Consider the following 26,341-nt stretch of genomic DNA (forward strand, 5'->3'; position numbering starts at 1 on the left):
GGCATTTGGTCAGAGAAGCTCTTTAACAATTTGGATAAGCAAAGTAAAAACCAACGTGGTGACAGATGAAGTTTATTTGTCACTCAACGGATAGGTTTTACTGAGTAGTTATACTCAAGCGCAATATCGGCGAATTATTGTTACGGTGAAACCAGCGCTGTGTGGCTTGAAGTGATGGCAGTAATGAAATTACTTCGGGTTATATGGTCAAGTGAATAAGCGCATACGGTGGATGCCTTGGCAACTGGAGGCGATGAAAGACGTGAAAGCCTGCGATAAGCGTCGGCGAGGTGGCAAATAACCTTTGACCCGGCGATCTCTGAATGGGGAAACCCACCTGATTTATCAGGTATCCTGCACTGAATCCATAGGTGTAGGAGGCGAACCGGGGGAACTGAAACATCTAAGTACCCCGAGGAAAAGAAATCAACCGAGATTCCCTCAGTAGCGGCGAGCGAACGGGGATCAGCCCTTAAGCTTTGTGACAGATAGGAGAACGCTCTGGAAAGTGCGGCCATAGTGGGTGACAGCCCCGTATCTGAAATCTTATCAAAGTGAAATCGAGTAGGTCGGGACACGTGTTATCTTGACTGAATATGGGGGGACCATCCTCCAAGGCTAAATACTCCCAGTTGACCGATAGTGAACCAGTACCGTGAGGGAAAGGCGAAAAGAACCCCTGTGAGGGGAGTGAAATAGAACCTGAAACCGTATGCGTACAAGCAGTGGGAGCAGATTTATTCTGTGACTGCGTACCTTTTGTATAATGGGTCAGCGACTTACGTTTAGTGGCGAGCTTAACCGAATAGGGGAGGCGTAGGGAAACCGAGTCTGAATAGGGCGAATTAGTCGCTAGGCGTAGACCCGAAACCGAGTGATCTAGCCATGGGCAGGTTGAAGGTTGAGTAACATCAACTGGAGGACCGAACCGAAATCTGTTGAAAAAGATTCGGATGACTTGTGGCTGGGGGTGAAAGGCCAATCAAACTCGGAGATAGCTGGTTCTCCCCGAAAGCTATTTAGGTAGCGCCTCGGACGAACGCCTACGGGGGTAGAGCACTGTTTGGGCTAGGGGGTCATCTCGACTTACCAACCCCATGCAAACTCCGAATACCGTAGAGTGATATCCGGGAGACACACGGCGGGTGCTAACGTCCGTCGTGAAGAGGGAAACAACCCAGACCGCCAGCTAAGGCCCCCAAGTCCATGTTAAGTGGGAAACGATGTGGGAAGGCAGAGACAGCTAGGAGGTTGGCTTAGAAGCAGCCACCCTTTAAAGAAAGCGTAATAGCTCACTAGTCGAGTCGGCCTGCGCGGAAGATGTAACGGGGCTCAAACATGGCGCCGAAGCTGCGGATTCATCCAATGGATGAGTGGTAGGGGAGCGTTCTGTAAGCTGATGAAGGTGTGTCGAGAGGCATGCTGGAGGTATCAGAAGTGCGAATGCTGACATGAGTAACGATAATGCGGGTGAAAAACCCGCACGCCGGAAGACCAAGGGTTCCTGCGCAACGCTAATCGGCGCAGGGTGAGTCGGCCCCTAAGGCGAGACCGAAAGGTGTAGTCGATGGGAAATCGGTTAAAATTCCGATACTTTGTATTGCTGCGATGGGGGGACGGAGAAGGCTAGGTCAGCCTGGGATTGGTAGTCCAGGTTTAAGCCTGTAGGCAGTGTGTTTAGGCAAATCCGGACACACAATGCTGAGGGGTAATGACGAGCTCTCTTTAAGAGAGTGAAGTGATTGATGCCCAGCTTCCAGGAAAAGCCTCTAAGCTTCAGGCAATACAAAACCGTACCCCAAACCGACACAGGTGGTCAGGTAGAGAATACCAAGGCGCTTGAGAGAACTCGGGTGAAGGAACTAGGCAAAATGGTGCCGTAACTTCGGGAGAAGGCACGCCGTCATGTACGTGAAAGCCTTGCGGCTGGAGCGGAAGGCGGTCGAAGATACCAGGCCCCTGCGACTGTTTATTAAAAACACAGCACTCTGCAAACACGAAAGTGGACGTATAGGGTGTGACGCCTGCCCGGTGCCGGAAGGTTAATTGATGGGGTTAGCGTAAGCGAAGCTCTTGATCGAAGCCCCGGTAAACGGCGGCCGTAACTATAACGGTCCTAAGGTAGCGAAATTCCTTGTCGGGTAAGTTCCGACCTGCACGAATGGCGTAACGATGGGGGCGCTGTCTCCACCCGAGACTCAGTGAAATTGAAATCGCTGTGAAGATGCAGTGTATCCGCGGCTAGACGGAAAGACCCCGTGAACCTTTACTATAGCTTCACAGTGGACTTTGAACCTGCTTGTGTAGGATAGGTGGGAGGCTTTGAAGCGAGGACGCCAGTTCTCGTGGAGCCATCCTTGAAATACCACCCTGGCATGTTTGAGGTTCTAACTCTGACTGGTAATCCTGGTCGAGGACACTGTGTGGTGGGTAGTTTGACTGGGGCGGTCTCCTCCAAAAGAGTAACGGAGGAGCACGAAGGTGCGCTAAGTACGGTCGGACATCGTACGGTTAGTGTAAAGGCAAAAGCGCGCTTAACTGCGAGACAAACACGTCGAGCAGGTACGAAAGTAGGTCTTAGTGATCCGGTGGTTCTGTATGGAAGGGCCATCGCTCAACGGATAAAAGGTACTCCGGGGATAACAGGCTGATACCGCCCAAGAGTTCACATCGACGGCGGTGTTTGGCACCTCGATGTCGGCTCATCACATCCTGGGGCTGAAGCCGGTCCCAAGGGTATGGCTGTTCGCCATTTAAAGTGGTACGCGAGCTGGGTTTAGAACGTCGTGAGACAGTTCGGTCCCTATCTGCCGTGGACGTTGGAGATTTGAGGAGAGTTGCTCCTAGTACGAGAGGACCGGAGTGAACGAACCGCTGGTGTTCGGGTTGTGATGCCAATCGCATTGCCCGGTAGCTACGTTCGGACGGGATAACCGCTGAAAGCATCTAAGCGGGAAGCCCCCTTCAAGATAAGATCTCCCTGAGGACTTGATCCTCCTAAAGGGCCCTTGTAGACCACGAGGTTGATAGGCTGGGTGTGTAAGCGCTGCGAGGCGTTGAGCTAACCAGTACTAATTGCCCGAGAGGCTTGACCATATAACACCGAAGTAATTTACCGGTATTGATTGAGTATAACTGCTTATCCAAGTTAAAGGTCTTCTGACCAAGCGCCAACTAGACAAGCTAGAACTAAGACAAAGCTTAACGGTTTTGCCTGATGATCATAGCGGACTGGAACCACCTGATCCCATTCCGAACTCAGAAGTGAAACAGTCCAGCGCCGATGGTAGTGTGGATTCCCATGCAAGAGTAGGTCGTCGTCAGGCTCTTAATACGAAGAACCCGTCCCCGTGACGGGTTTTTTTATGTCAAAAGAACACCAGCTGTGCTGAATCATCTATCCTGCTCCTGTACTATTGTTCCTCACCTCTAATCGAGTTCGATTCTTTCAACTCGGTTAACCCAAAAAAGAAATGCCATTAAATTTATGTAGTTATAAGTGTTTTTTACTGGAAATTATCAACACTTATCGACTATAAATATTAGAGTCTATAAAATAAGCGATTCCGCCACTAAAAAGAGCATTGCCATGGCGGAACTTGCTTGAAAGAGCAGGGACGCAAAATGTCATTGACGACGGAAATATAACCTCATTGTCGTTCTGCTATGCGTGTAAATTGGTTGTGGACAGTTTTGGCGCTAATTATCTGCGTCCTTCAATTCCGTCTTTGGGTGGGCGAGGGGTCATTCGCCCAGGCTTGGGTTCTTGATCGTCAGGTCGAGAGTCAGAAGGAAGAGAATAAGCAATTGGTGGAAAGGAATCGCAGGCTTGAAGCTGAAGTAATGGAATTGAAACTCGCGCAGAGCGCAATAGAAGAGAGAGCTCGCAGTCAATTAGGGATGGTGTATCCCGACGAACAATTTTATTTGCTCATCGAAAACTGAACCTTTCTTGATTTTCCTTATTCGCTTCACAGATACTAGCCCGGTTTTGACAGAAATCGAGCTTGGTTAGTGTTTGTTGACAGTATGGAAGAGCATAAGCTTTGGGTGATAGTGCCCGCCGCTGGCGTTGGTTCTCGTATGGGGGGCGAACGCCCTAAGCAGTATTTGAAATTGATTGATCGAAGCGTTCTTGAGCATACGCTGGATCGTTTACTATCAGCGCCTGGAATATCACAGATTTATTTGCCTCTTCACCCGCAAGATAAATGGTGGCCTGAGATTGCTGATAAATACACTGGAAAAGTAATATCAGTTGCTGGAGGCGAGGAACGCTCGACTTCAGTGCTTAATGCCTTAGAGAAAATAGAGTCTCACGCTGCTATTGAGGACTGGGTGCTTGTCCATGATGTTGCTCGTCCCTGTTTTCGAATCAGCGATATTTCCAATCTGATGCGTTTGCTATGGAATACCCAGCCTGGTGGGCTCTTGGGTGTACCTGTTGCAGACACAGTAAAAAGGACCAATGAAAAAGGTGAAGTGTTAGCTACTGTGTCCCGGGCCAACCTCTGGCGGGCGTATACCCCGCAGATGTTTCGGTTTGGCGCTTTGTTGTCGGCTCTGAGGCAGGGGAGCGAGAAAGGTGTACACATTACCGATGAAGCATCAGCTATTGAAGCTCAAGGCTTGAAGCCGGTAATGGTAGAGGGGCATAGCGATAATATCAAAATTACCCACCCTCAGGATTTGCCTCTGGCGGAGATATTTTTACGCCGTATTATGCAGGAAGAAGAATGAGTTTATTTCGAATCGGCCATGGCTTCGATGTCCATGCGTTTTCCGAAACTGGCGACTTAATTGTCATTGGTGGAGTGAACATTCCACATGAGCGTGGTTTGCAGGCTCATTCAGATGGCGACGTCTTACTACATGCAATATGTGACGCATTACTGGGGGCGGCAGCCTTTGGAGATATTGGCAAACATTTCCCCGATACTGACCCTTCGTTTTCTGGGGCTGATAGCCGAAACCTACTTCGCTCTGTGGTTAGCAAGCTGCACCAGAAGGGATACAAGATAGGGAATATTGATGGAACCATCGTTGCGCAAGCTCCTAAGATGGCTCCCCATATAGAAAGTATGCGGGTCAATATTGCCTCTGACTGCAATGTTTCGATTGATTGTATAAACGTAAAAGCCACTACCACAGAAAAACTGGGTTATACCGGCCGTAAGGAAGGCATTGCCTGTCATGCGGTAGCATTGCTCGAGGCGCAAAAGAACTAATATGAATTTTGATCTTAACTTCCCTGGACTTTGGACTGACTCAGCCCCTGGAATATGGCGTCAAACGCCGGAAGACTTCGGCGTAGATGAACTGTGGACGCCTCCGGATTCGGGAGGAGAGCATGTTTTATTACATATTGAAAAACGCGGGCAGAATACCGAGTGGGTATCTCGTAATCTCGCGCGTTTTTGTGGTGTGCGTGACTTTGATATCGGGCTAATGGGATTGAAGGATCGTCATGCAGTGACGAGACAATGGTTTTCTGTTTATTTGGGGATACGTCCTGAGCCAGATTGGAGTCAGTTACAGATTGAAGGCGTAGCAGTTCTCAGCGTTACTCGAACGCAAAAGAAATTACGCCGTGGCGATCACTCAGGAAATGCTTTTAAGATCTGGGTCAGGCAGGTGGAAGGTGTTCACGAGCAAATCGATGAAAAGCTTTCATACATTCAGGCGAATGGTTTTCCTAACTATTTCGGAGACCAGCGCTTTGGTCATGATGGTTATAACTTACAACGCGCGCATGCATGGTTTGTAGAAGGCCAAAAGCCAAAAAAGAAGGCCCATCTGGGAATGTATTTGTCTGCGGCGCGCTCTTATTTATTTAATGAAATTCTGGCTGAGCGCGTTCGTCGAGGTGACTGGTCAACCATGATTGATGGGGATGAAGGCGCTCCTGCCGCCAGCTCTGTCGTGTCTGAATCCACTGTTCCTACAGGCCCTATGTTGGGAGGACCGGAGTTTTTGTCTGGGACGGCCGGAGAAATTGAACAACTGAGAACGGCATCTTTATCAGAATGGCTGACAGCTATTCACAAAGACGGCGCGCGGACAGCGCGGAGGCCTTTTGTCGCCAAGCCTGTAGATATGAGTTGGCAGTGGGCCGGCGACGATATTGAGCTGACGTTTTCTCTTGGCTCCGGCTGTTTCGCCTCTGTATTGCTGGACCAAGTATTTAGATTAAACTGATTCCAGCCAAACCTGTTTACTAATAGCTATTCCCATTGTCACTCTCATTGATGCAATTGACTGTAAAAGGCTGGTGATGAGGGAATAGCGAAAAAAGGAAAAGCGGTAGTGAAATTATTATTGTCCAATGACGATGGCGTGCATGCGCCGGGTTTGTCGGCTCTGGCGGATGAGCTGAAAAATATTGCTGAAATCCGAGTGATTGCGCCAGATAGAGATCATAGCGGAGCAAGTAACTCTCTGACGTTGACTCGCCCTTTGATTCTGCAGAAAACCTCACAGGGTTTCTTCGCCGTTGATGGCACGCCGACAGACTGTGTGCATATGGGGCTGAGCGAAATGTTTGGTTATGATGCGGAGCGAGTCGTCTCTGGCATTAACTCCCACGCAAATCTGGGAGATGACGTTTTGTACTCCGGCACCGTTGCGGCGGCTATGGAAGGTCGTTTTCTGGCGCAACCGGCCATTGCGGTTTCGTTGGTGAATAGGGGACAAGAAAACTATGCGACTGCAGCGAAAGTGGTCGCCAACTTACTACTAAGACAACTAAAATCGCCCATCGCTCCACGCACGGTACTGAACGTGAATGTCCCCGACGTACCGTTGGAGGACATCCGCGGTATTCAGCTGACGCGATTAGGGCATCGTTTAAAAGGTGGCGAGCCGCATGAAATCGTAGATCCTCGCGGACGTAAACGCTATTGGATTGCAGCTGCAGGAGAGGGAGACGATGCGGGCCCGGGGACAGATTTTTACCCGGTGGAGCACAACTATGTCTCCATTACGCCTATTCATGTAGATATGACTCGCTACGACGCCTTTAACCAACTACAGGATTGGCTGGGAGAGACTGAGTGAACTTCGACTTGCAAGGCATTGGCATGACATCGCGGCGTACGCGTCTGCGTTTGATTGAGCGCTTGCGGAAAAACGGAATTCAGAACGAAGCGGTGTTGGAGGCGATGACGGAAATCCCTCGGCATATTTTTGTCGATGAGGCTCTCGCGCATCGGGCCTATGAAGATACCGCTCTGCCGATAGGGCATTCCCAAACGATCTCGCAGCCTTATATCGTGGCTCGTATGACTGAACTGCTGTGCAGTGGTTGGAAGCCGAAACGGGTATTGGAAGTGGGCGCTGGCTCTGGTTATCAAACCGCGATTCTGGCCCGGCTGTCTACACAGGTTTATACCGTTGAGCGGATTGCGCCGCTGCTGGAAAAAGCGAAACTGAGATTCAAGGCGCTAAAGTTAAATAACGTTAGCGCCAAATTATCCGATGGGCGTTGGGGTTGGCCTGAACAGGGGCCTTTCGACGCAATTATGGTGACTGCGGCTCCGGAGCAGACGCCGTCGGAGTTGCTGGAGCAACTGGCGGACGGCGGGCGTCTCGTCATTCCGGTTGGCAGTGGAAGCGAACAGATGCTGAAAGTCTACAAAAGGCAAGGCGCGGAAATAGAGGAGAGCAGTTTGGAGCAGGTTCGATTTGTGCCTTTATTAGGGGGCGTTGTTCGATAGCATGTGGAAAACTTATCTGAAAGGCGTGGCCATGGGGGCCGCGGATATTGTTCCGGGTGTTTCCGGCGGTACGATCGCATTTATTTCCGGTATCTACGAGCGGCTGATTTCAGCTCTTGGGCGTATTCGCCCAGAACTGATTAGTATTTGGCGCGCGCAAGGGTTTGCGGCGGTTTGGAAAGACATCGATGGTACTTTTCTGTCGACATTGTTTGCTGGCATTCTCACCAGTGTCTTTACGCTGTCCAGAATCATTAGCTCGCTATTGCAGAGTCACCCCAATCTGATATGGGCTTTTTTCTTCGGTTTGATTCTTGGCTCCGTCTGGTTTGTTGGCAAGGCGATTAGAGAAAAGAATGCGCTTAGCGCATTGTTAATCGGGTTGGGCGCTGCGGTGGCCTATGGGCTAACAGCTTTGAGCCCCACCAGCCTGGAGCCTACCTACCTGAATTTATTTATAAGCGGCGCGATCGCCATTTGCGCCATGATCTTGCCTGGCGTTTCAGGTAGCTTTCTGCTTTTACTTTTGGGCATCTACGGTCCGGTTCTGGCTGCGGTGAAAGGTTTTGATATTCTGCCTTTATCTATCTTCGCCTCAGGATGTCTGATTGGCTTGCTGTCCTTCACCCACCTGCTAAGCTGGTTATTAAGACGTTACCACGACTACACCCTCGCTGTTCTGACCGGCTTTATGCTGGGCGCCCTCAACAAAGTCTGGCCATGGAAGTATACGCTGGAATATCGTATTGATTCTCATGGGGCGCAGATCCCCCTTGTGCAGGCGAATGTTTTCCCCTCTCGTTACGAGGTGATTACAGGCGAACCAGCGCAAGTGCTAACGGTGGTGGCCTTGTTCGCTGTTGGCGCACTCATGGTGGTTGCGCTGGAAAAAGTGAGACTTGGTTATCAAAAATGAGAGATCACATATAGGAAATTAAATCACGTTAGTGTTACTTATTTTCCTTTGCGGTGTTACCTCTGGTATCAGGTATAACGAGCGACCCCGTCGGCATTGAATCTATAACTCTACAGAATATAGTTGTAATTTAACTACTTAGGAGGTCAATTTAGAAACTTTTGTAAATAATGAGAATAATCTAGGCTGTATTAATTCCTTTTTGTTTTAAAAAAGCTAAAAAGTGCATTGTCTAAAATCCCAAAAACGCAGGTTTTGTAACAGACTGTATACTGGTAATGGCATTTTTTATGCTTTGAGATCGGTCGCTTTGTCGATCTCGCTATTCTTGTGCGCCTGCACCTCTCCTTCTATATATAGAGACCCTGCCTTTAACCCTCCAGTGTACTGGGGAAGCCATGTTGTAGAGAAAGGCGACACTCTCTATTCAATCGCCTGGAGATATGGTCGAGATTACAAAGAGCTGGCTCGGATCAATCGGGTACCCGCTCCTTACCTGATTAAGCCAGGGCAGCGGATTTCGTTGGTTGTGCCGGAAGGCTACCAGACTGCGAGCGCGCAACCATCCAGGAAAACTCAAAAGACCACCACTAAAACCAAGAAAACTGCAACTGTTAAGCCCAAGAAAACCACTCAACCGAAAACTACTAAGGCGCCCGTTTACAAAAATACACAAACGAAAAAAGCTCCTGTAACCAGCAAAGCGGATCGAATTGTTACCGGATGGGGGTGGCCCTATCATGGCCCGATTATTGATACTTTTTCTATTGCAGGCGACATCAATAAAGGTGTTGATATCGCCGGCAAAATCGGCGACCCGGTTTTAGCAGCGGCCAGTGGCGAAGTAGTGTATGCGGGTAATGGTTTGCTGGGTTACGGCAAGCTGGTGATTCTGAGCCACGGCGATGAATACATCAGCGCTTATGCGCACAACAGCAAGATACTGGTTAAAGAGGGAGACCTCATAAAACGGGGGCAAAAAATAGCCGAGATAGGTGAGACAGGGACCAACCGACCAATGTTGCACTTCGAAATAAGAAAAAACGGCAATCCGGTTGACCCTCTCAAGTACCTACCAAAACGATAAAACTTGCGCCTGAGCAAGTGCAAAACGTCATCAATACCCCGCAAGGGGTTAACGAGAGCAGGGCATCATCATGGCAGCAGAACGTGAATCTTACGCAGAAGATTTAGCTTACGATGTTGATATCGATTTGGCCGAAATTGAGGCTGAAGAGTTTGAAGACGATGAAAGTGATGTTGTTGTCTCGATTGATCAAGGACGTACCGGTCGTTTCTCCCTAGGCGAAGGCCAATCCTACAGAAACCTCGACGCCACTCAGATTTATCTGAACGAAATCGGTTTCTCTCCCTTACTGACCCCTGAAGAAGAAGTTCATTTTGCGCGCATGGCGCGTCGCGGCGATGAAAAAGGCCGCAAACGCATGATTGAGAGCAATCTGCGTCTGGTTGTGAAAATCGCCCGTAGATATGTGAATAGAGGCCTGAGCCTGCTAGACCTCATTGAGGAAGGCAACCTGGGTCTGATTCGCGCTGTTGAAAAATTTGATCCCGAACGCGGTTTCAGGTTTTCAACCTACGCGACGTGGTGGATTCGTCAGACTATTGAGCGGGCCATCATGAATCAGACAAGGACGATCCGTTTGCCGATTCACGTTGTTAAGGAATTGAATGTGTACCTTCGCGCTTCCCGCGAACTGACCCAGAAATTGGATCATGAGCCCAGCGCTGAAGAAATCGCCGACTTGCTGGAAAAGCCGGTGAAGGATGTTAAACGTATGCTCGGTCTGAACGAGCGCATCACCTCCGTAGACTCGCCGATTGGCGGCAATGCGGAAAAATCCCTTCTTGATACCGTCGCCGATGAGGCGAGCAATGATCCTGCTGAGCTGTTGCAGGATAGCGATCTTAAAGGCTGTCTGGACCGTTGGCTTGACCAATTGTCTGACAAACAACAGGAAGTGATCGCCCGTCGATTCGGATTGCGCGGTTATCCCATGAGCACATTGGAAGAAGTAGGCCAGGAAATCGGGCTGACCCGGGAAAGAGTGCGTCAGATTCAAGTGGAAGCGCTCAAACGCATGCGCGAACTGCTGGAAAAAGAAGGTTTGACCGGAGACACGCTGTTTAAGTAACTATTGGTTACACACGTAGCAGTAAAAAGGGCGCAACAGGCGCCCTTTTTTAGTAGTCCGGTTAGACTTGATGTCAGGAACGCCTTGCCCCTATAGTTGCGAACCAGATCGCATAACCCGGTATAACTGCCCCTTTTACCCTATCTACGGCTTTCGCGGGCTGCCTATAATAGGGCGCCCTTGGCGGTTATGCTGGGCGGTTACAAACAATAAACAGCAAATAATTTAAATAACAATCAATGCAACTAGGGATGAAATATGAAACAACTTCTCTCTTCACTTGTGCTCTTGCTGGTTCTATCTCCTTTCTCGCAGGCCGCTAAGGTGGCTGGCGTCGACATTCCCGACACGCTCAGCGCAGCGGGTTCTGAATTAAAGCTCAATGGCGCCGGCGTGCGCTCGAAATGGTTCATCGACGTCTATGTCGGCGGCTTGTATCTGCCGCAGGCGAATAAAGACGCGTCTGCAATTGTAAGAGCGGATGAGCCTATGGCGATCAAGTTGCATATGGTTTCCGGTATGGTGACCAGTGAAAAGATGCAGAAGGCCACCACCGAGGGTTTTGAGAATGCGACCAATGGCAATACTGCCCCCATTAAAGCAAATATCGACAAGTTTATTGGCGTGTTCGATGAGGAAATCCAGGAGAATGATGAGTTTGATCTGGTGTACCTCCCCGGCAAAGGCGTAGAGGTGTATAAAAATGACGCGCTGACCGCCACCATTGATGGTGGCGTGGCGTTTAAAGAAGCCTTGTTCGGCATCTGGTTATCCGACAAGCCGGCTCAGGAAGATCTCAAAAAGGCGATGCTGGGCGCAAAATAGTCGCGGCAATATTTTCCCGATCACACGTCACAGCCGAAGACGGCTGGCTTTTCTGGTTAAAGGCGGGAATCCCCGCCTTTTTCATTTGTGCGCCAGGCATGGCGCGTAGTGCCTTGACGGGCGCTGTTCCGGTTCAGGTGGTGCTGGCCGGATGACTTGGGGGTGCAAGTCCCCTGTGGGCCCGGCAAGGGGAACCACTAGCCGAACGGCAAGGGTGTCCATCGTGAGGTGGAATCTGAAGGAAGCCGTAGGCAAAGCACTGGCCTGACGAACAGGAATCGCATACGAGGCGGCCACACTGGGTAAGGCGGCAAATACCGTCAAAGCCCGTACTTGCACGGAAGGTGTGGACGTAGATGCGGCGGGCATAAGTGTGAAGGTCACGCGTCTTACCCTGGGAAGTCTGGTTCTCTGCCGTTGTGCTACTCACCTCGTGAGGGGTGGGGATGGAGCGCCAGAACTCAGCCGAGGTCATAGTAGGTGCGTTACCGCGTACTGAAGGACTGAACATGGTTGACCGCCAGTAGGCGGTGAGTTCTCGTGATGTGCTTATGAAGACAGAAGCGATCCGGATGGGTCAGGGTATTCAGGGAGACGTCGGACGGTATCCGGCAGAGACTGAAGCCCGTGTTGAGGCAGACACGGGGGCTCACTCGTGGACGAACGCGGAGCCGAATACGCTGATGGAACAGGTGCTTGAGCGCCCGAACCTGATGCATGCGTATCAGCGGGTGATGTCCAACAAGGGCGCCGCCGGTGTCGATCAGATGCCGGTGGCGGCCCTGAAAGGCCACCTGCAACAGCATTGGCCAACGCTGCGAGAGCGGCTGTTGGCCGGAGACTACCATCCTCAACCAGTACGCCGGGTCAGTATCCCCAAACCGCAAGGCGGAGAACGGATACTGGGCATCCCAACGGTACAGGATCGCCTGATCCAACAAGCCCTGCACCAAGTGCTGAGCCCGATGCTGGAGCCGATCTTCTCGGACCACAGTTACGGGTTCCGCCCCGGGCGAAGCGCCCATCAGGCGGTTAGGGCGATGCAACGGCACATCAACGACGGTCACCGCTGGGTGGTCGATCTGGATCTGGAGCAGTTCTTTGACCGGGTCAACCACGATGTGCTGATGGGCCTGCTGGCCCGCCGCATCGCCGACCGACGGATGCTCACCCTGATCCGCCGATACCTGCAAGCCGGTATGCTGGACGGTGGGCTGGTCAGCCCAAGGCGGGAAGGCGCGCCGCAAGGCGGCCCCCTGTCACCTCTGCTCTCTAATGTGCTCCTGACCGAACTGGACCGGGAGCTGGAGCGCCGGGGCCACCGGTTCTGCCGCTACGCGGACGACTGCAATATCTACGTCCGAAGCGAGCGGGCCGGTCACCGGGTCATGACTAGCATTACCCATTACCTGAAAATGCACCTTCGCCTGAAAGTGAACGCGGAGAAAAGTGCTGTGGATCGACCATGGCGCCGGAGCTATCTGGGTTACAGCGTGAGCTGGCGCAAGCAGGTACGGCTGAGGATCGCGCCGAAGAGCCTGAAGCGCTACCAGGCCAAACTGCGTCAGTTGCTCAGACAATCACGAGGGCGACCGCTGCAGACCACCATTGCGCGACTGAATCCGGCACTCCGGGGCTGGGCGAACTACTATCGCCTGACGACCTCGAAGCGCCCAGTGGAAGGACTCGATGGCTGGGTGCGACGGCGGTTGCGCCTGTTGCTCTGGCGACAGTGGAAACGGACTTACACCCGAGCCCGTAATCTAATGCGACTAGGACTGTCCGAGCAGAGGGCTTGGAGTAGCGCAAGCAATGGTCGGGGACCTTGGTGGAATAGTGGCGCGTCCCATATGAACGCGGCGCTTCCCAAGAGGATGTTCGACCGCCTGTCTCTGGTAAGCTTGCTGGATACGATGAACCGGCTTCAGCGCCAATCATGAACCGCCGTGGTACGGAACCGTATGCCCGGTGGTGTGAGAGGACGGGGGAGGTAACTCCCCCTCCTACTCGATCCAACGATCCCCTTTGTTACCTCAAGTTGCCATCGCCAATGTGCGCGATTGGCGATTTCGCCCTTTTTATTCAGTTAGGGTTAAGCTGCCGCAGGGTATAAATAGACTCACATAAAGGCGGTGGCGGCGGGGGATGACGTAACTGAGAATCGCGCCCGTCGCAATTTCGAAAAAATATGAGAATGGTGTAGGAAGAAATGTTGTCAAATCGCTTCAGAAGGTTGGCGGGTGTGGCGTTGGTGGCTCTGGCTGTAACAGGATGCGCGCATCGGAACCTGATCAAGGATGGAGAGGAATATTATGCTCAAGGCCGATATGAACTGGCGGTTGAGATGTATGAAGAAGCCTTGAAGTTAAAGCCCAACGATAAGGAGACCCAGAACAGATTGCAGCAGGCGCGTAGAGACTTCACCGCGTGGTTGAACGAGGTGAGACGCTCCGCCAACACTGCCTATGACCGCAACAATCTGGGTAAGGCCATGGTGCTGTACGGCAAAGTGGCGCAGGCTACGCATGAGCAGTCCGCCTGGGATAGATATAACTCCGCCTACCAGACTCTGGCGACACAGCATCAGTTCCGAATCCAACTGGATAGCGACCGACATATATTCGGCGATGATTTGGGCTACGGCGTGGCTGGCTTACAGATTGTCAAAAAGGCCAACGGCAAACGAGATAATGAGGCGCGGGTGGGCATGTCCCGTGCTCCGGTGCGCTTTAATCTGAGTGAGTCTGTTGTTCATGAAGTGCAGCAGTATGTGAGCGGACAGGTGATGGTGAGTAATCCAGATTTTATTCGTCTGCAAGGCGACGTATCAGACCAGAGATACCAGCTTGACCGCGCCAAAGATAACTTGCGGGACGCCCGCCGGGATTTCAAGCGTGAACGACGTGAACTGGAATCCCTGGAGCGTGATCTGGCGAGAGAGGAAAAGACGCTCGGCAAGCTGAGTCCTGCAGATTCTCAGTATGACTCGCAGAAACGTGAAGTTGAGCGTTTGAAAGATAAGGTCTCCCGTCAACGAGATGACGTCCGCAGAGCCGATGATGAAGTTGATAAGAAAGGCCGCAGGCTGGATCGCGCTGACCACAAATTGGACTCATTATTGACCGACTTCTCTATTGTTCCGCCGACTGTATTGGAAGACGTTTATTCCGATTATCACTACGAGCGTTACATTTTGACCAAGACCGCCAGTTCGGCATTGGTGATGGAAGTAGATGGTCGCCGCAGCGATACCCCTGTCAGCGTGGTCTCCGAAGACGACTATTACGACGATCACTATACAATAGGCCTGACTCGTAAATCGGCGATGGTGGAGTCTGATCTGGATATGGAAAGCCGTCTGAATAGTGAGGTGCGCATAGCTGCTCAGAACAGGCTGAAAGCAATGGTGTCGGACTATAAACAGTCATTGTTGCTCAAGGCCACCCAAGTAGTAGGGAATGATGATCGCTTCGACGCGTGGGTCGCGCATGGCGTTGCGGGCTCACCTGGCGTGGATGGGTTCCTGGCGGACAAGATGCGACAGTATCTTGAGCGGGAACTGGGAAGAGGCGGTGAACTGGACATCAATGCGTTGCTGGCGCTGCATCCCGGCGCATAACTGCAGCTGCATGTGCGGAGAAGGAAAAGGCGGTTTAAACCGCCTTTTTTGCGTCCAGCGCCAGGATATAAAGGGCTTGCGTTAAGCCACGAAGCGACGCTGGCTTATATTCAGGGAATAAGGCGAATGAACTGGTCGGCGATCTGGCCCTGCATTTCAGTCAGATCTCGAATTCCCCGGTAGGTTTTATGGATCATATTCTGCTGCAATACTCTGGCTTGATGGGCGACGCCTTCAAAAGGCTGGATCTTGCCCAGCGCCAGCAGCGGCTTTTCCGCTATTGAAGTATGAATGCTTTCAAGTCGGATCAGAGACTTCTCGGTGGTGTCCTGCAGACGGTCCTTAACACTTTGGATTCTACTCATGGCTTGACTCTCCTGTTCTAGCTGAGGGCGCTATTAATCAGGCCGACAAATAACTTCCTTCTATTTGTCGGCAACGACAGGGCCTGCACAGGTCAGACCCTGTCTCCTGCGGCTAGCCGCCGCGCAGACGCGCCAACTCATGGTAGAGGCGCAGCAGGGCCGCTGGCAAGCTGTCTATTCACCCTAAACACAATGGCCGTAAGCGGCGGTAGACAGGGGAGTATCAAGCTTGCTCGCAGGCGTTTCCAGTACGAGTCGTGGCCTCTCCGACATGCTGCAACACGACTTTGGCGACGCGAGCAATCAATGGCGAAGGGAAGTCGTGGCCCATGCCGGCGATAACTTCAAGCTGCGCCCCGCGGATATTGCGGGCGCAGGCGACGCCTTCTGAAAGGGGGATGAGAGAATCCTCATCGCCATGAATAATCAGCGTCGGCGTGATGATGCGCTTTTGCAGTTCGACTAAAGAGCCTTCGGCAAGAATGGCGCTGGCTTGTCTTTGCAGCCCCTCGTGATCGACAGGGCTTCTGTCGAGCACTTTACCTACCCGTTGTAATAACTCTGATCGGGAGGATGGGTAGCTGCGACTGCCAATGCGACGTATCTGGTTGATCTTGCTTTCGATGATCTCAGCGCGGGACTTGGGACGCATCGGCTTGATCAGGGCCAACAGATTGGCCGGGTTCAAAGCAGGGAGGCGACTGAAGCCCGGGGCGGACATAATAGAGGTCAGGCTCAGCGCCCGTTCCGGGTATTTGGCGGCGGCGATCTGCGCGATCATGCCGCCCATGGAGGCGCCGAAAAAATGCGCGTTGGCGATCCGCAGTGCGTTCAGCAGGCCAATGGCGTCGTTGGCCAGGTCGCTCAATGTGTAAGCGCTTTTCACCTTCAAGCCGAACTGCTTGCGGAGAAAGTTGGTCACCGGGCGGGCGTGGCCCTCGCCATCGCTTTTGCTGGAGAGACCTATATCCCGATTGTCGAAGCGCACGACAAAGTATCCATTTGCAGCCAGACGCTCGCAGAGGGCGTCCGGCCACACCAGCATCTGGGCGCCAAGGCCCATGATCAGCAGGATGCAAGGATCTTTTCGCGAGCCAAAGGTTTCATAGGCGAGCTGGATATCGCCGACAGCAACATGTTCGACAGTCATTTTTTTACAACTTGGGCGGGGTTGAAACTAAAACACCATCAAATTGTAATCTTGATGGTGTATAAGAGCACGCTGTTCATAAAAGATTCAATTTACTGTCATCTGACTGTCATGGGAGTCTTGAACTCATGAACAGCATGCGCAGGTTCAGGCGAAGCCCTGAGTCATGGCGCCCATGAGCGGACCTTGCCCAAAATTGCGGGTATTGCGGTTTTGGTTCACCCAGGCGCGAAACATCTCCACATATTCCCCTTTGCGCCAGTCATACAGAAACTGGCAGAGAATCACCAACGCCATATTGCCGCAGTTACCGGTCAGGCCGCTGACTTGCGCTTCCATGTCCGCTGGCCGGAAGCTATAGAAGTAGGGGGTGTCGGCGGGGGAATGCGGTCCCAGGTCGGATCTGCCGACGAGCGATGCGATCAACGCATCGAAATCCTGGGCCTGATTCTGTGTGACGTTTATTTCGTAACTGATCGCCGTTGGGTCATGAATCATGGCGGAGTCGTCGTACCACAACCCTCTCACGGTGATGTTATTGTCGCGGGTACTTTGCAATAAACCGGCGAGAAGGTAGGACTCTGGATTGAACCCCACCACGTGCGTGACGACGCCTCCCCGACGAGCCACCAATGCGGTATGGCCATTCTTGAAGTAGCCGACGCAGCCTTTCGGTGACTGCCAGGAAAAGGTGGACCATAAGCGATACAGGTTGCTGGCGCCATTGCCTTCCTGCTGAACATTCAGCCGGCGAGGCGTGTGCCGCAACCAACCTTGCCAACTGGAGACGGCGACCAACCCGACGGAGTAATCTTGGTTATTTCCGTTATTAGCTTGAACTGTCATGCGAATATCCCTATTGGTTATTGTTTTTGTTAAGGAAACCGTTGCTTCCACAACAACTTCATCATGCCTGTAATCGGATTGGCCCGCTGTTTCGAATTGTATACGGGGTTATCTAGAACTCTCGCAATGTCCGCTTGATTATCCTGACTCCCTGTGTGATCTCCGCTGGCGTCAGGGTGGCGAACCCCAGTAGCAGACCGGCTGCGGGAGGCTCTCCGTGATAAAAAGGATGAATCGGATAAACGCGTACGCCTTGCGTCTGGACTTGTTCGATGAATGTAGAAACGGCGCTCAGCGGCAGGCTGGGCATCCAACAGACTAAGTGCAGACCGGCGTTGTCCCCTTCCACCAGAATCTCAACGTCGCCCTCCCGGGGCTGTAATGCTGTGGCCAAGGTCTGTTGGCGCATGGCGTAACGTTTACGCATCCTGCGCAGATGGCGCTCGAACTCCCCCGTCTGCATAAACTCCGCGAGGATATGTTGCTCTAACCAGGGGGAGTGGCGATCCGCAATTTGCTTGGCGAAAGCGAACGGCTCCAGCCAGCTTTCAGGAAGCAGCAGGTAGCCCAGTTTCAGCGCGGGGAACAAGACCTTGGAAAAGGTGCCGGCGTAGATTACCCGTTCGTGATGGTCGAGCCCTTGTAGAGATTCAATCGGTTTGCCGCAGTAGCGAAACTCACTGTCGTAATCGTCCTCAATGATCCAGGCGTCGTTCGCCTGCGCCCACTCCAGCAGCGCCAGCCGCCTGCGCAGGGACATCACGCAACCGCTGGGAAACTGATGCGAAGGGGTGACGTACACCAACTTGGGGGCCCGCGAGCCCTGTGGTAAATCCTCCACTTTTAAGCCTTCTTCATCGACAGCGATGGGAATCAAGTTGGCGCCGAGAGCGGTGAGCAACTGTTTGACTCTGGGGTAGCCCGGGTTCTCTACCGCAACCCTGTCTCCCGGATTTATCGCCAGTCGCGTAATCAGATCGAATCCCTGTTGTCCCCCGGAGGTGATGACGACTCTGTCGGGATGGCTGCGGCATGCGCGATTGAGTTGCAGATAAGCGGATATCGCCTCCCGCAGGGCTGGTAAGCCCAGCGTGTCGCCATAATGACGGCTTTGCCGATACGCCCAGTGGCGGGCGGACTTTATCCAGATATGCTGACTTTTCTCGTCAAGGTCTACATTGCCATATTGAAAATCAATCGCCGCCGATGGAGAGATGGTTTTGAGGGGGCGCTGGCGTCTCAATGCCTCTCCCCATGTGGACAGGGCTGGAGCTGGGCCGGAACGGTGCGCCCGCGGCGTCAAGGCGGCGGGAAAATCCACGCCGGGCAGCGGGGAGGCGACATAGCAACCCGATCCGCGACGACTGACGATATAGCCTTCACTCAACAGCTGGTCGTAGGCGCTGGTGACGGTGGTGCGGGACAAGCCACGCGCGTCAGCCATACTCCGGGAAGAGGGCAAACGCTCTCCCTCCGACAGCTGGCCCGCCAGAATGGACTGTTTCAACTCTTCATACAGTGTTAGATAACGAGACTTCGCATTCGGTGTTGGGCTGGCCATCCTGTTCTTCTCTAAAGTGGACCTGTTATAAATGTGTAAAGTGGACATTAATACATATCCAATTTCAAGCTAATCTGGCTGCGACAACTGCTTGATGTGATTGGAAGGAGTAAGTTCGATGACTGACGATGTATTGCCTATAACGCCCAAAACCGCCTTTTCCCGCAAACGGGATCGGGCGGGTTACGATCGCCGCGATATCTATAGCATTTTGGATGCGTCTGTTTTGTGTCATGTGGCGTTTATGTTTGACGGCGCGCCCTTTGTGTTACCAACCGCATACTGTCGTTACGGCGATAATCTGATTGTGCATGGCGCGGTAAATGGGCGCCTGTTTCAAAGTCTTGCGGATGGGCGCGAGGCGTCCGTATGCGTCACGTTACTGGATGGTCTGGTGCTCTCCCGGCGGGCGTTCCACCACTCCATGAACTACCGCAGCGTTGTCTTGTTTGGGCAGTTTGAGGCGATAGAAGACCCGGATATGAAGAATGAAGTGCTGAACGCTTTGGTGGATCACATTATTCCCGGTCGCTGTTCGGACGACATTATCCCCAATACGCGTAACGAACTAGCGGCGACGGCGGTGCTGGCCATGCCGATAGTGGAAGCGAGCGCCAAAGTCCGCAGCGGCCCACCCAGAGACAAAGAAGAGGATATGGATCAGCCGGTCTGGGCGGGCGTGGTGCCTATGCGCACGGTGTATGGAATGCCGGAGGTGGACCCGGAAACCCGTAGTGACGTCAGACTGCCGGACTACCTGCGACACCTGACTACAGGGCAGTAGAGATTAACTCGCCCACTGCGCGCCGGCTGGCAGCGGATAGTCGCTGAATTCCACGTGGAGGATACGACGCTGGTTAGGCGTCGTTCCCTTGCTGGAGGCGTGCAGCAGGTGAGGCTTCATGACCAGGATGCTTTTGATTATTGGTGTAGGACGCGAGCCTCGTCACCATCAATCCAGTACTTTCTCTTTAAATTCGCACAGGTCGGAGATGACGCAGGCGCCGCATCGGGGTTTGCGGGCGGTGCAGATATAGCGGCCGTGTAGAATCAGCCAGTGATGAGCGTCCATCAGGTATTCTTTGGGGACGTGCTTCATCAGTTTGTGCTCCACTTCCAGCACGTTTTTGCCGGGGGCGATGTTGGTGCGATTGGAGACCCGGAATATATGCGTATCCACCGCCATGGCCGGCTGACGGAAAGCGGTGTTGAGAACCACATTAGCGGTCTTACGGCCGACGCCTGGCAGCGCTTCTAGGGCTTCCCGGGTCTGCGGCACTTCTGAGTTGTGTTGGTCGATCAGGATTTTGCAGGTCTTGATGACGTTTTCCGCTTTGCTGTTGAACAGGCCGATGGTCTTGATATATTCCTTAAGGCCCTCCACACCCAACGCGTAAATGGCTTCCGGCGTATTCGCCACGGGGTAAAGCTTGCGGGTGGCTTTATTAACGCTCACATCAGTGGCCTGAGCGGACAGAACCACTGCAATCAGCAGCTCAAAGGGGGTGTTGTACTCCAACTCCGTGGTCGGGTTGGGATTTTCCGCTTTTAAGCGGGCGAATATCTCCGCTCGTTTTTGCTTATTCATCAGTCTTCTTATGGTTTGTATTCACAGTCGAATGCGCCGCCGCGTCAGGATATCTTTCCTGTCACCCGCACGCGTTTGCCGCCGGAGACAGGCTTCTCCAGTTTCGCCGCAGCGGCTTCCTTCATGCGTTTATCAATTACATTTTTTAGCGCAATCAACAGACCCATGCCGACAAAGGCGCCGGGGGGCAGCACTGCGAAAAGAAAGTCGGAGTAGTCGGCGAAAAGCTCAAGCTTCCAACTGCGCGCAGATTCGCCAAACAGCAGGTCCATTCCAGAAAACAGTGAGCCTTGTCCTATGATTTCACGCATGCCGCCCAGGACTATCAACACCAGGCTGAAACCCAGGCCCATCATGAAGCCGTCGAGCATGGAGGGGAGAATCGGATTTTTGGAGGCGAAAGCGTCTGCGCGTCCAAGGATGGCGCAGTTGGTGACAATCAATGGAATGAAAATGCCGAGAATTTCATACAGCTCATAGGCGAAGGCCTGCATCAACAGTTCCGCGCAGGTTACGAACGAGGCGATGATCATCACGAATGCGGGCAGGCGCACGGATTCGGGAACATAGTTGCGGATCATGGAGACGGCGGCGTTGGAGCCGGTCAACACCAGCGTCGTGGCCAAACCCAGGCCGATGGCGTTGACTACTGTGCCGGTCACCGCCAGCAGCGGGCACAGACCTAATAACTGCACCAGCGCCGGATTGTTCTTCCACAAACCGTCCCGAACTATTTCTTGATAGCTTTTCGCCATTATGCGGACCCCGGTTTCATTCGGTCATTCATCATCTATTTGCGCTCGTTGGCTTCGTTATTCCTGTGCGGCGGCAGTATTGACGCTGTTACCGTTGCGCAACAGCTGATCGCGATGGCCCTGAAAATAGGTTAGCGCATTGCGCACCGCCTTCACCACCGCCCTGGGCGTGATAGTGGCGCCGGTCATCTGATCGAAATCGCCGCCGTCCTTTTTTACCTTCCAGCGGTCTTCCGCGGGAGCGCTGAGCGAGCGCCCGGGAAACTGCTCCACCCAGGGAGACTTGCGCGCTTCAATTTTGTCGCCTAGCCCCGGGGTTTCCTTATGGGCGGTGATGCGGACGCCTTTAACCGTTCCATCAGGTTGTACACCGACGATGCCCTGGATTTCGCCGGTGTAACCATCCGGCGCGACAAAGGGCAGAATCACTGCGACCGGCGAGCCGTGAAGGGTGGCCAGGTAGGCTTCCGTTGTATCTTTGGCTCCGAGCAGAGGGTCTGGGTGCAACAGGATGGGCGCCGCCAACATGTCGTTATCGTGCTCGGTGCGCGGAACGACTTCATACAGCGCCTTGGCGCGGGCGTGCTTCTCCGCATCTGCGATGCGATCGGCAGTGCTGACTTGAGTGACTGCGATTAAACCGGCGGTCACCACGGCGAATATCGCGAGTCCAATACCGCCCCGAAGAATGGATGCCTGTAATGCGTTCATGGGCGTCTCCTAATCCTGTTTCACGCCGCGACGGGCTTTGCGATGTCCGTACGTGCGGGGTTGAGTGTAGTAGTCCAGAAACGGCGCAGCGAAGTTCATCAATAATACGGCGAACGCCACGGCGTCCGGATAGTTGCCCCAGGTGCGGATCAGGTAAGTCAGTATACCGACGCCGGCGCCGTAATAGAGCTTGCCAAGCTTGCTGGTGGCGGCGGAAACCGGGTCGGTGGCGATGAAAAACGCGCCCAGCATGGTGGCGCCGGCGAGTAAATGCAGTTGCAACGGCGCGTATTTATCTTCGTCCCAACCCAGCAGCAGAGAGCACAGCGCCAGGGCGGCGAGCATGCTGACCGGGATATGCCAGGTGATGATCTTGCGCCAGATGAGCAGCAGTCCTCCGGCGAGAAACGCCAGATTGACCCACTCCCACCCCAGCGCCGTGCGCGCGCCGAAGACGGGGAGGGCGAACACTGTCTCTGCTGTGCCGGCGACGATCTCATGTTTGTAAGTGTCCAGGGGAGTGGCCATGGTGTAGCCGTCCACGCCGATGTCCGCATTCCAAAAGATGCGCGCGAAGGCTTCCAGGAAGCCTGGAATTTCCGCCAGAGGCCGGGGCGTCGCCCAGTTAGTGGTCATTGCGACCGGAAACGACACCAGCAGCAGTGCGTAACCCACCATGGCGGGGTTGAACGGATTGTTGCCCAGGCCGCCGTAAATCTGTTTGGCGAAAATGATGGCGAACGCCGTCCCGACGAATGTCACCCACCATGGAGCGTAAGGCGGTAAAGCAAGACCCAGCAGCACCCCAGTGAGAACGGCGCTGTAATCCCGTAGATAAAAGGCCAGAGGTCGTTTGCGCAATGTCAGCACAAAGGCCTCCGCCGCCACGGCGGTCAATGAAGCCAGTACGACGTTGATCAGGGTTCCCCAGCCAAAGAACCAGGTCATGGTCAGCAATCCGGGCACGGTGGCCAGGATCACCCACTGCATGATGGCGGTGGTGCGCGCAGGGCCTTTCAAGTGGGGGGAGGTGATGCGAAGAAATGCCATGGGTTAAGCGCCCGCTCCGTCTGTACTGGTCTGGTTTGCAATCGCGTCGCCGCGGGCTTCGTTTAGCGCGGAACGAGCGGCTTCGACCCGGTCCTGGTTCTTTTCCACCGCTCTGGAGAGCTTCGCCACTTTCGCCTCGTCCACGGGGGATTCCTGTTGGGCTTCGTTGAGCATGTTCTGCATCATGGCGAGTTTATCCTGCGCTTTCTCCAGGGCGGAGGTCAGAGCCTCGATCTCCTCTGGCGACGCCGCTTTGACGCCGGAGCTGGCGGCTTGAGTCTGGGCTTCTTCCAGCGTTTTTTGCGCTGCGGCCAAACGGTCCTGATTCTTTTCCACCGCGCGCTGCAATTTGGCGATTTTGGCGTCGTCCGCCGGCTGTTCCGCTTTGGCGTCGTCCAGCATGCCTTGCATCATGCTCAACTTGTCGCGGGCTTTATCCACCTGAGAAGTCAGTTCTTCCAGGTTGGGCTCCCGCGGCTTATCGGTTGCTTTATCAGTCGGTGCTGACTCTGCTTCCAACTCCGCCAGCTTCGCCTTGGTTTTCTCCATGGTTTCGGTCAGTTGCGCCGCCCGCTGCGGGTCCGTTTCGCGACAGGCTTCTATCGCTTGCGTCAGAGTCTTTATCTTGTCCCGGGTGCGGGCGATCGCGCGCGCTTGTTGCTCTGGGTCCGTCGCCTGTGTCGCAGGCGCTGCGTTTGAGGCGGCAGGCGTCGCTGGCGCGGAGTTCTGAGCGTCGTGATGCGCTTTTTCCGCCACCGCCAAACGTTCCTCGTTTTTCGCGATCGCGTTGCGCAGCTTTTCCTGCATGGCCGCATTGGCCCCGTCGGCTTCCGCCAGCGTCTCGCGCACTTTTTCCAGCTTCTCCCTGGCCTTGTCCACATTGGTCTGCAGTTCGGCGATATTGACTTGGGGTTGGACGGGCGCCGGTGAGCGTTTGGCCTGGGCTCGCTTGATGGCGGCTTCTATCGCCGCTTTCTTTGGATCTACATCCGCCGGCGCGTCCTGTTGTTGGGCCGCTTTCTCCGCCTGGGCTTTTGCGGCGGCTTCCGCACGGGCCTTGCGCCTGGCTTCTTTCTCTTCTTTCTCGCGTTCAAGACGGGCTTGTCGGAATTCGAAGCGCTCCCGCGCCTTGTCGGATTTCTGCTGTTCCTGCACCGTCATCCGAATTTGATGCTTGGCGTAACGGTAGTATTGCACCAGAGGGATGCTGCTGGGACAGACGTAAGAGCAGGCTCCGCACTCAATACAGTCGAACAGGTTATAGTTTTCCGCCTTGTCGAATTCCTGGGCTTTGGAAAACCAGTAGAGCTGTTGCGGCAGCAGTTCCGCCGGGCAGGCTTCGGCGCACAGGCCGCAGCGAATACAGGCTTGAGCCGGATCGGGACGCGGAAATTCCTTTGCGGATACTGCCATAATGCAGTTGCTGGTTTTCACCAGAGGCAGATCCAGATCGGTCAATGAGAAGCCCATCATCGGTCCTCCCATGATCAGGCGGTCGGTCTTGTCTGCGTCAAATCCCGCCTGCTGCAACAGATCGGACATGGGCGCGCCCAACAGGACTTCGAAATTGCCAGGAGTGGCGACGCCGTCGCCTGTTACTGTCGTGATGCGCGAAATCAGCGGTTCGCCAAAACGGACGGCGCGATACACCGCCGCCGCAGTCCCTACGTTCTGGCACATCACGCCGATATCAGCGGGGATCTTGCCGTGGGGCACTTCCAGCCCGGTGAGGATTTTGATGAGCTGTTTCTCGCCCCCGGACGGATATTTGGTGGGAATCACCACCACTTCGATGTGGGTGCCGGAAGCGGCCTGTTGCAGCGCGGCGATGGCTTCAGGTTTGTTGTCTTCAATGCCGATCAGGCACTCTTCCGGCTCCAGAAGCTGCGCCATGATCTCCATGCCGCGGATGACTTCGTCGGCGCGTTCGCGCATCAACATGTCATCGGCGGTGATGTAAGGCTCGCATTCCGCTGCGTTCAATATCAGCGCATTGACCTTGTCGTTACGGGGCGGATGCAGTTTGATCGCAGTGGGAAAGCCTGCGCCGCCCATACCGGCGATACCGCCTTGACGAACGCGCTCCAGCAATTGTTCGGGACTGAGGGCGCGGTAGTCTTCGCAGGGCGTCAGGTGCGTCCAGGCGTCTTCCCCGTCGGTCTCGATCACAATGCAGACATCGCTGAGGCCGGAAGGATGCGGCACGGGTCGTCTTTCCACGGCTGTCACTGTGCCGGAAGAGGACGCATGAACCGCAACGCTGACCGGTCCTTCCGCCGCGGCGACGACTTCGCCCTTCAACACTTTTTGGCCGGGCGCCACCAGGGCTTTGGCGGGCTGACCAATATGCTGGCTCAGGGGGAGTATCAGCGTTTTCGGCAGCGTCGCCTTGCGGATCGGTCGGCTGGTGGATTGGCTTTTATTTTCCGGAGGGTGTACGCCGCCGTGGAAATCCCAGATTTGTCTCATGCTCAGGCCTTACTTCCTCACGCCGCCATACCATTGTTCTGATCTGTTGCGATAATCGCGCCGCTTGATACCGGCGGCTTGGGCATGTCCCAGGCCCAGTCGCGAATACCGCTGGGGGCGGGAATCATGTCGATGCAATCTACGGGACAGGGTTCCACGCACAGGTCGCACCCGGTGCATTCGCTGACGATCACTGTGTGCATTTGTTTGGCGGCGCCGAGGATGGCGTCCACTGGGCAGGCTTGAATGCATTTGGTGCAACCGATGCACTCATCTTCGCGAATGTAGGCCACCTGCTTGCCCTTGCTTTCACCGTGTTCGGAATCCAGCGGCACGGCCTCCACATCCAGTAAATCCGCCAGGGCCGTGATGGTGGCTTCCCCGCCGGGAGGGCATTTATTGATGGCGTCGCCGTTGGCGATAGCTTCCGCGTAAGGGCGGCAGCCTGGGTAACCGCACTGTCCGCATTGGGTTTGCGGCAACAGGCCGTCGATCTGGTCGACGATGGGATTGCCTTCCACTTTGAATTTGATGGAGGCGAAGCCAAGTACGGCGCCGAAGGTAAGCGCCAGCGCGGAGAGCGCCAATACAGCTATGATGACAATACTCATCTGC

The 26,341-nt window shown here is 54.0% G+C and carries 23 protein-coding genes and 2 rRNA genes; 15 read left to right on the forward strand and 10 right to left on the reverse strand.

What is annotated here, in order from left to right; all coding sequences use genetic code 11:
- Positions 1–205: 205 nt before the first annotated feature.
- The 14 genes from HCH_RS08470 (at position 206) to HCH_RS08535 (ending at position 15,231) form a co-directional block, all read left to right on the forward strand.
- A 23S ribosomal RNA gene (locus HCH_RS08470) occupies positions 206–3,096 on the forward strand.
- Positions 3,097–3,213: 117 nt separating this feature from the next.
- Positions 3,214–3,326 (forward strand): 5S ribosomal RNA (gene rrf / locus HCH_RS08475).
- A gap of 340 nt (positions 3,327–3,666) precedes the next feature.
- Entirely contained in the window at positions 3,667–3,945 is a 279-nt protein-coding gene (locus HCH_RS08480) for a septum formation initiator family protein (RefSeq protein ID WP_011395777.1), read from the forward strand.
- Between the two features lie 84 nt (positions 3,946–4,029).
- Complete coding sequence (ispD, locus tag HCH_RS08485; RefSeq protein ID WP_041598512.1) at positions 4,030–4,740, forward strand: 2-C-methyl-D-erythritol 4-phosphate cytidylyltransferase; 711 nt, start codon at positions 4,030–4,032, stop codon at positions 4,738–4,740.
- On the forward strand, positions 4,737–5,228 hold the full coding sequence (gene ispF / locus HCH_RS08490; protein ID WP_011395779.1) for a 2-C-methyl-D-erythritol 2,4-cyclodiphosphate synthase: 492 nt from the start codon (positions 4,737–4,739) through the stop codon (positions 5,226–5,228). Before ispD ends, ispF begins: the two co-directional genes overlap by 4 nt.
- Position 5,229: 1 nt before the next feature.
- Positions 5,230–6,198, forward strand: coding sequence for a tRNA pseudouridine(13) synthase TruD (gene truD / locus HCH_RS08495; protein ID WP_011395780.1), 969 nt, complete (start codon positions 5,230–5,232; stop codon positions 6,196–6,198).
- Positions 6,199–6,306: 108 nt separating this feature from the next.
- Positions 6,307–7,056, forward strand: a complete 750-nt coding sequence (gene surE, locus HCH_RS08500; RefSeq protein WP_011395781.1) for a 5'/3'-nucleotidase SurE — start codon at positions 6,307–6,309, stop codon at positions 7,054–7,056.
- On the forward strand, positions 7,053–7,715 hold the full coding sequence (locus tag HCH_RS08505) for a protein-L-isoaspartate(D-aspartate) O-methyltransferase (RefSeq protein WP_041598513.1): 663 nt from the start codon (positions 7,053–7,055) through the stop codon (positions 7,713–7,715). The genes surE and HCH_RS08505 overlap by 4 nt, the downstream gene beginning before the upstream one ends.
- A 1-nt stretch (position 7,716) precedes the next feature.
- The gene (locus HCH_RS08510) at positions 7,717–8,631 is read left to right on the forward strand and encodes a DUF368 domain-containing protein (RefSeq protein WP_011395783.1); all 915 of its coding nucleotides are present in this window, start codon (positions 7,717–7,719) and stop codon (positions 8,629–8,631) included.
- A gap of 382 nt (positions 8,632–9,013) precedes the next feature.
- Positions 9,014–9,718, forward strand: a complete 705-nt coding sequence (locus tag HCH_RS08515; protein WP_238384980.1) for a peptidoglycan DD-metalloendopeptidase family protein — start codon at positions 9,014–9,016, stop codon at positions 9,716–9,718.
- Positions 9,719–9,788: 70 nt separating this feature from the next.
- Complete coding sequence (gene rpoS / locus HCH_RS08520; protein WP_011395785.1) at positions 9,789–10,787, forward strand: RNA polymerase sigma factor RpoS; 999 nt, start codon at positions 9,789–9,791, stop codon at positions 10,785–10,787.
- 258 nt (positions 10,788–11,045) lie between these two features.
- A complete protein-coding gene (locus HCH_RS08525; protein ID WP_011395786.1) occupies positions 11,046–11,612 on the forward strand; it encodes a chalcone isomerase family protein in 567 nt (188 codons plus the stop codon).
- Positions 11,613–12,163: 551 nt separating this feature from the next.
- Positions 12,164–13,552 carry a group II intron reverse transcriptase/maturase gene (gene ltrA, locus HCH_RS08530; protein WP_011395787.1) on the forward strand — a complete coding sequence of 463 codons (1,389 nt, stop codon included), beginning with the start codon at positions 12,164–12,166 and terminating at the stop codon, positions 13,550–13,552.
- Between the two features lie 269 nt (positions 13,553–13,821).
- The gene (locus HCH_RS08535) at positions 13,822–15,231 is read left to right on the forward strand and encodes a tetratricopeptide repeat protein (RefSeq protein WP_011395788.1); all 1,410 of its coding nucleotides are present in this window, start codon (positions 13,822–13,824) and stop codon (positions 15,229–15,231) included.
- A gap of 110 nt (positions 15,232–15,341) precedes the next feature.
- On the opposite strand, the gene HCH_RS08540 is transcribed toward HCH_RS08535, so the two are convergent.
- From HCH_RS08540 to HCH_RS08555, 4 genes are all read right to left on the reverse strand, one after another.
- Positions 15,342–15,596 (reverse strand): hypothetical protein, encoded by a 255-nt coding sequence (locus HCH_RS08540; protein WP_011395789.1) that lies wholly within the window; start codon positions 15,594–15,596, stop codon positions 15,342–15,344.
- A 223-nt stretch (positions 15,597–15,819) separates the two neighbouring features.
- A complete protein-coding gene (locus HCH_RS08545; RefSeq protein WP_011395790.1) occupies positions 15,820–16,746 on the reverse strand; it encodes an alpha/beta fold hydrolase in 927 nt (308 codons plus the stop codon).
- Positions 16,747–16,893: 147 nt separating this feature from the next.
- Positions 16,894–17,592 (reverse strand): hypothetical protein, encoded by a 699-nt coding sequence (locus HCH_RS08550; protein ID WP_011395791.1) that lies wholly within the window; start codon positions 17,590–17,592, stop codon positions 16,894–16,896.
- A gap of 112 nt (positions 17,593–17,704) precedes the next feature.
- Entirely contained in the window at positions 17,705–19,153 is a 1,449-nt protein-coding gene (locus HCH_RS08555) for a PLP-dependent aminotransferase family protein (RefSeq protein ID WP_041598514.1), read from the reverse strand.
- 118 nt (positions 19,154–19,271) lie between these two features.
- Here HCH_RS08555 and HCH_RS08560 point away from each other — a divergent pair, with 118 nt between their 5' ends.
- Complete coding sequence (locus tag HCH_RS08560) at positions 19,272–19,937, forward strand: pyridoxamine 5'-phosphate oxidase family protein (protein ID WP_011395793.1); 666 nt, start codon at positions 19,272–19,274, stop codon at positions 19,935–19,937.
- Positions 19,938–20,105: 168 nt separating this feature from the next.
- Here the strand turns inward: HCH_RS08560 and nth are convergent, their stop codons facing one another.
- The 6 genes from nth to rsxB are packed head-to-tail and all read right to left on the reverse strand — an operon-like array spanning position 20,106 to position 26,337.
- Positions 20,106–20,741, reverse strand: a complete 636-nt coding sequence (gene nth, locus HCH_RS08565) for an endonuclease III (protein WP_011395795.1) — start codon at positions 20,739–20,741, stop codon at positions 20,106–20,108.
- Positions 20,742–20,785: 44 nt separating this feature from the next.
- Positions 20,786–21,496 (reverse strand): electron transport complex subunit E, encoded by a 711-nt coding sequence (locus tag HCH_RS08570; RefSeq protein WP_011395796.1) that lies wholly within the window; start codon positions 21,494–21,496, stop codon positions 20,786–20,788.
- Positions 21,497–21,553: 57 nt separating this feature from the next.
- On the reverse strand, positions 21,554–22,207 hold the full coding sequence (gene rsxG, locus HCH_RS08575) for an electron transport complex subunit RsxG (RefSeq protein WP_011395797.1): 654 nt from the start codon (positions 22,205–22,207) through the stop codon (positions 21,554–21,556).
- 9 nt (positions 22,208–22,216) lie between these two features.
- Positions 22,217–23,257, reverse strand: a complete 1,041-nt coding sequence (gene rsxD / locus HCH_RS08580) for an electron transport complex subunit RsxD (RefSeq protein WP_011395798.1) — start codon at positions 23,255–23,257, stop codon at positions 22,217–22,219.
- A gap of 3 nt (positions 23,258–23,260) precedes the next feature.
- The gene (rsxC, locus tag HCH_RS08585; RefSeq protein WP_011395799.1) at positions 23,261–25,726 is read right to left on the reverse strand and encodes an electron transport complex subunit RsxC; all 2,466 of its coding nucleotides are present in this window, start codon (positions 25,724–25,726) and stop codon (positions 23,261–23,263) included.
- A 17-nt stretch (positions 25,727–25,743) separates the two neighbouring features.
- The gene (gene rsxB, locus HCH_RS08590) at positions 25,744–26,337 is read right to left on the reverse strand and encodes an electron transport complex subunit RsxB (RefSeq protein ID WP_011395800.1); all 594 of its coding nucleotides are present in this window, start codon (positions 26,335–26,337) and stop codon (positions 25,744–25,746) included.
- Positions 26,338–26,341: the final 4 nt, after the last annotated feature.

This window comes from Hahella chejuensis KCTC 2396 (assembly GCF_000012985.1).
In the GTDB taxonomy this organism is placed as follows: Bacteria; Pseudomonadota; Gammaproteobacteria; order Pseudomonadales; family Oleiphilaceae; genus Hahella; species Hahella chejuensis.

Coding starts and splice junctions, on each gene's coding strand:
- HCH_RS08480 (WP_011395777.1), top strand. CDS start 3,667: ATGCGTGTAAATTGGTTGTGGACAGTTTTGGCGCTAATTATCTGCGTC.
- ispD (WP_041598512.1), top strand. CDS start 4,030: ATGGAAGAGCATAAGCTTTGGGTGATAGTGCCCGCCGCTGGCGTTGGT.
- ispF (WP_011395779.1), top strand. CDS start 4,737: ATGAGTTTATTTCGAATCGGCCATGGCTTCGATGTCCATGCGTTTTCC.
- truD (WP_011395780.1), top strand. CDS start 5,230: ATGAATTTTGATCTTAACTTCCCTGGACTTTGGACTGACTCAGCCCCT.
- HCH_RS08510 (WP_011395783.1), top strand. CDS start 7,717: ATGTGGAAAACTTATCTGAAAGGCGTGGCCATGGGGGCCGCGGATATT.
- rpoS (WP_011395785.1), top strand. CDS start 9,789: ATGGCAGCAGAACGTGAATCTTACGCAGAAGATTTAGCTTACGATGTT.
- HCH_RS08525 (WP_011395786.1), top strand. CDS start 11,046: ATGAAACAACTTCTCTCTTCACTTGTGCTCTTGCTGGTTCTATCTCCT.
- ltrA (WP_011395787.1), top strand. CDS start 12,164: ATGAAGACAGAAGCGATCCGGATGGGTCAGGGTATTCAGGGAGACGTC.
- HCH_RS08535 (WP_011395788.1), top strand. CDS start 13,822: ATGTTGTCAAATCGCTTCAGAAGGTTGGCGGGTGTGGCGTTGGTGGCT.
- HCH_RS08540 (WP_011395789.1), bottom strand. CDS start 15,596: ATGAGTAGAATCCAAAGTGTTAAGGACCGTCTGCAGGACACCACCGAG.
- HCH_RS08545 (WP_011395790.1), bottom strand. CDS start 16,746: ATGACTGTCGAACATGTTGCTGTCGGCGATATCCAGCTCGCCTATGAA.
- HCH_RS08550 (WP_011395791.1), bottom strand. CDS start 17,592: ATGACAGTTCAAGCTAATAACGGAAATAACCAAGATTACTCCGTCGGG.
- HCH_RS08555 (WP_041598514.1), bottom strand. CDS start 19,153: ATGGCCAGCCCAACACCGAATGCGAAGTCTCGTTATCTAACACTGTAT.
- HCH_RS08560 (WP_011395793.1), top strand. CDS start 19,272: ATGACTGACGATGTATTGCCTATAACGCCCAAAACCGCCTTTTCCCGC.
- nth (WP_011395795.1), bottom strand. CDS start 20,741: ATGAATAAGCAAAAACGAGCGGAGATATTCGCCCGCTTAAAAGCGGAA.
- HCH_RS08570 (WP_011395796.1), bottom strand. CDS start 21,496: ATGGCGAAAAGCTATCAAGAAATAGTTCGGGACGGTTTGTGGAAGAAC.
- rsxG (WP_011395797.1), bottom strand. CDS start 22,207: ATGAACGCATTACAGGCATCCATTCTTCGGGGCGGTATTGGACTCGCG.
- rsxD (WP_011395798.1), bottom strand. CDS start 23,257: ATGGCATTTCTTCGCATCACCTCCCCCCACTTGAAAGGCCCTGCGCGC.
- rsxC (WP_011395799.1), bottom strand. CDS start 25,726: ATGAGACAAATCTGGGATTTCCACGGCGGCGTACACCCTCCGGAAAAT.
- rsxB (WP_011395800.1), bottom strand. CDS start 26,337: ATGAGTATTGTCATCATAGCTGTATTGGCGCTCTCCGCGCTGGCGCTT.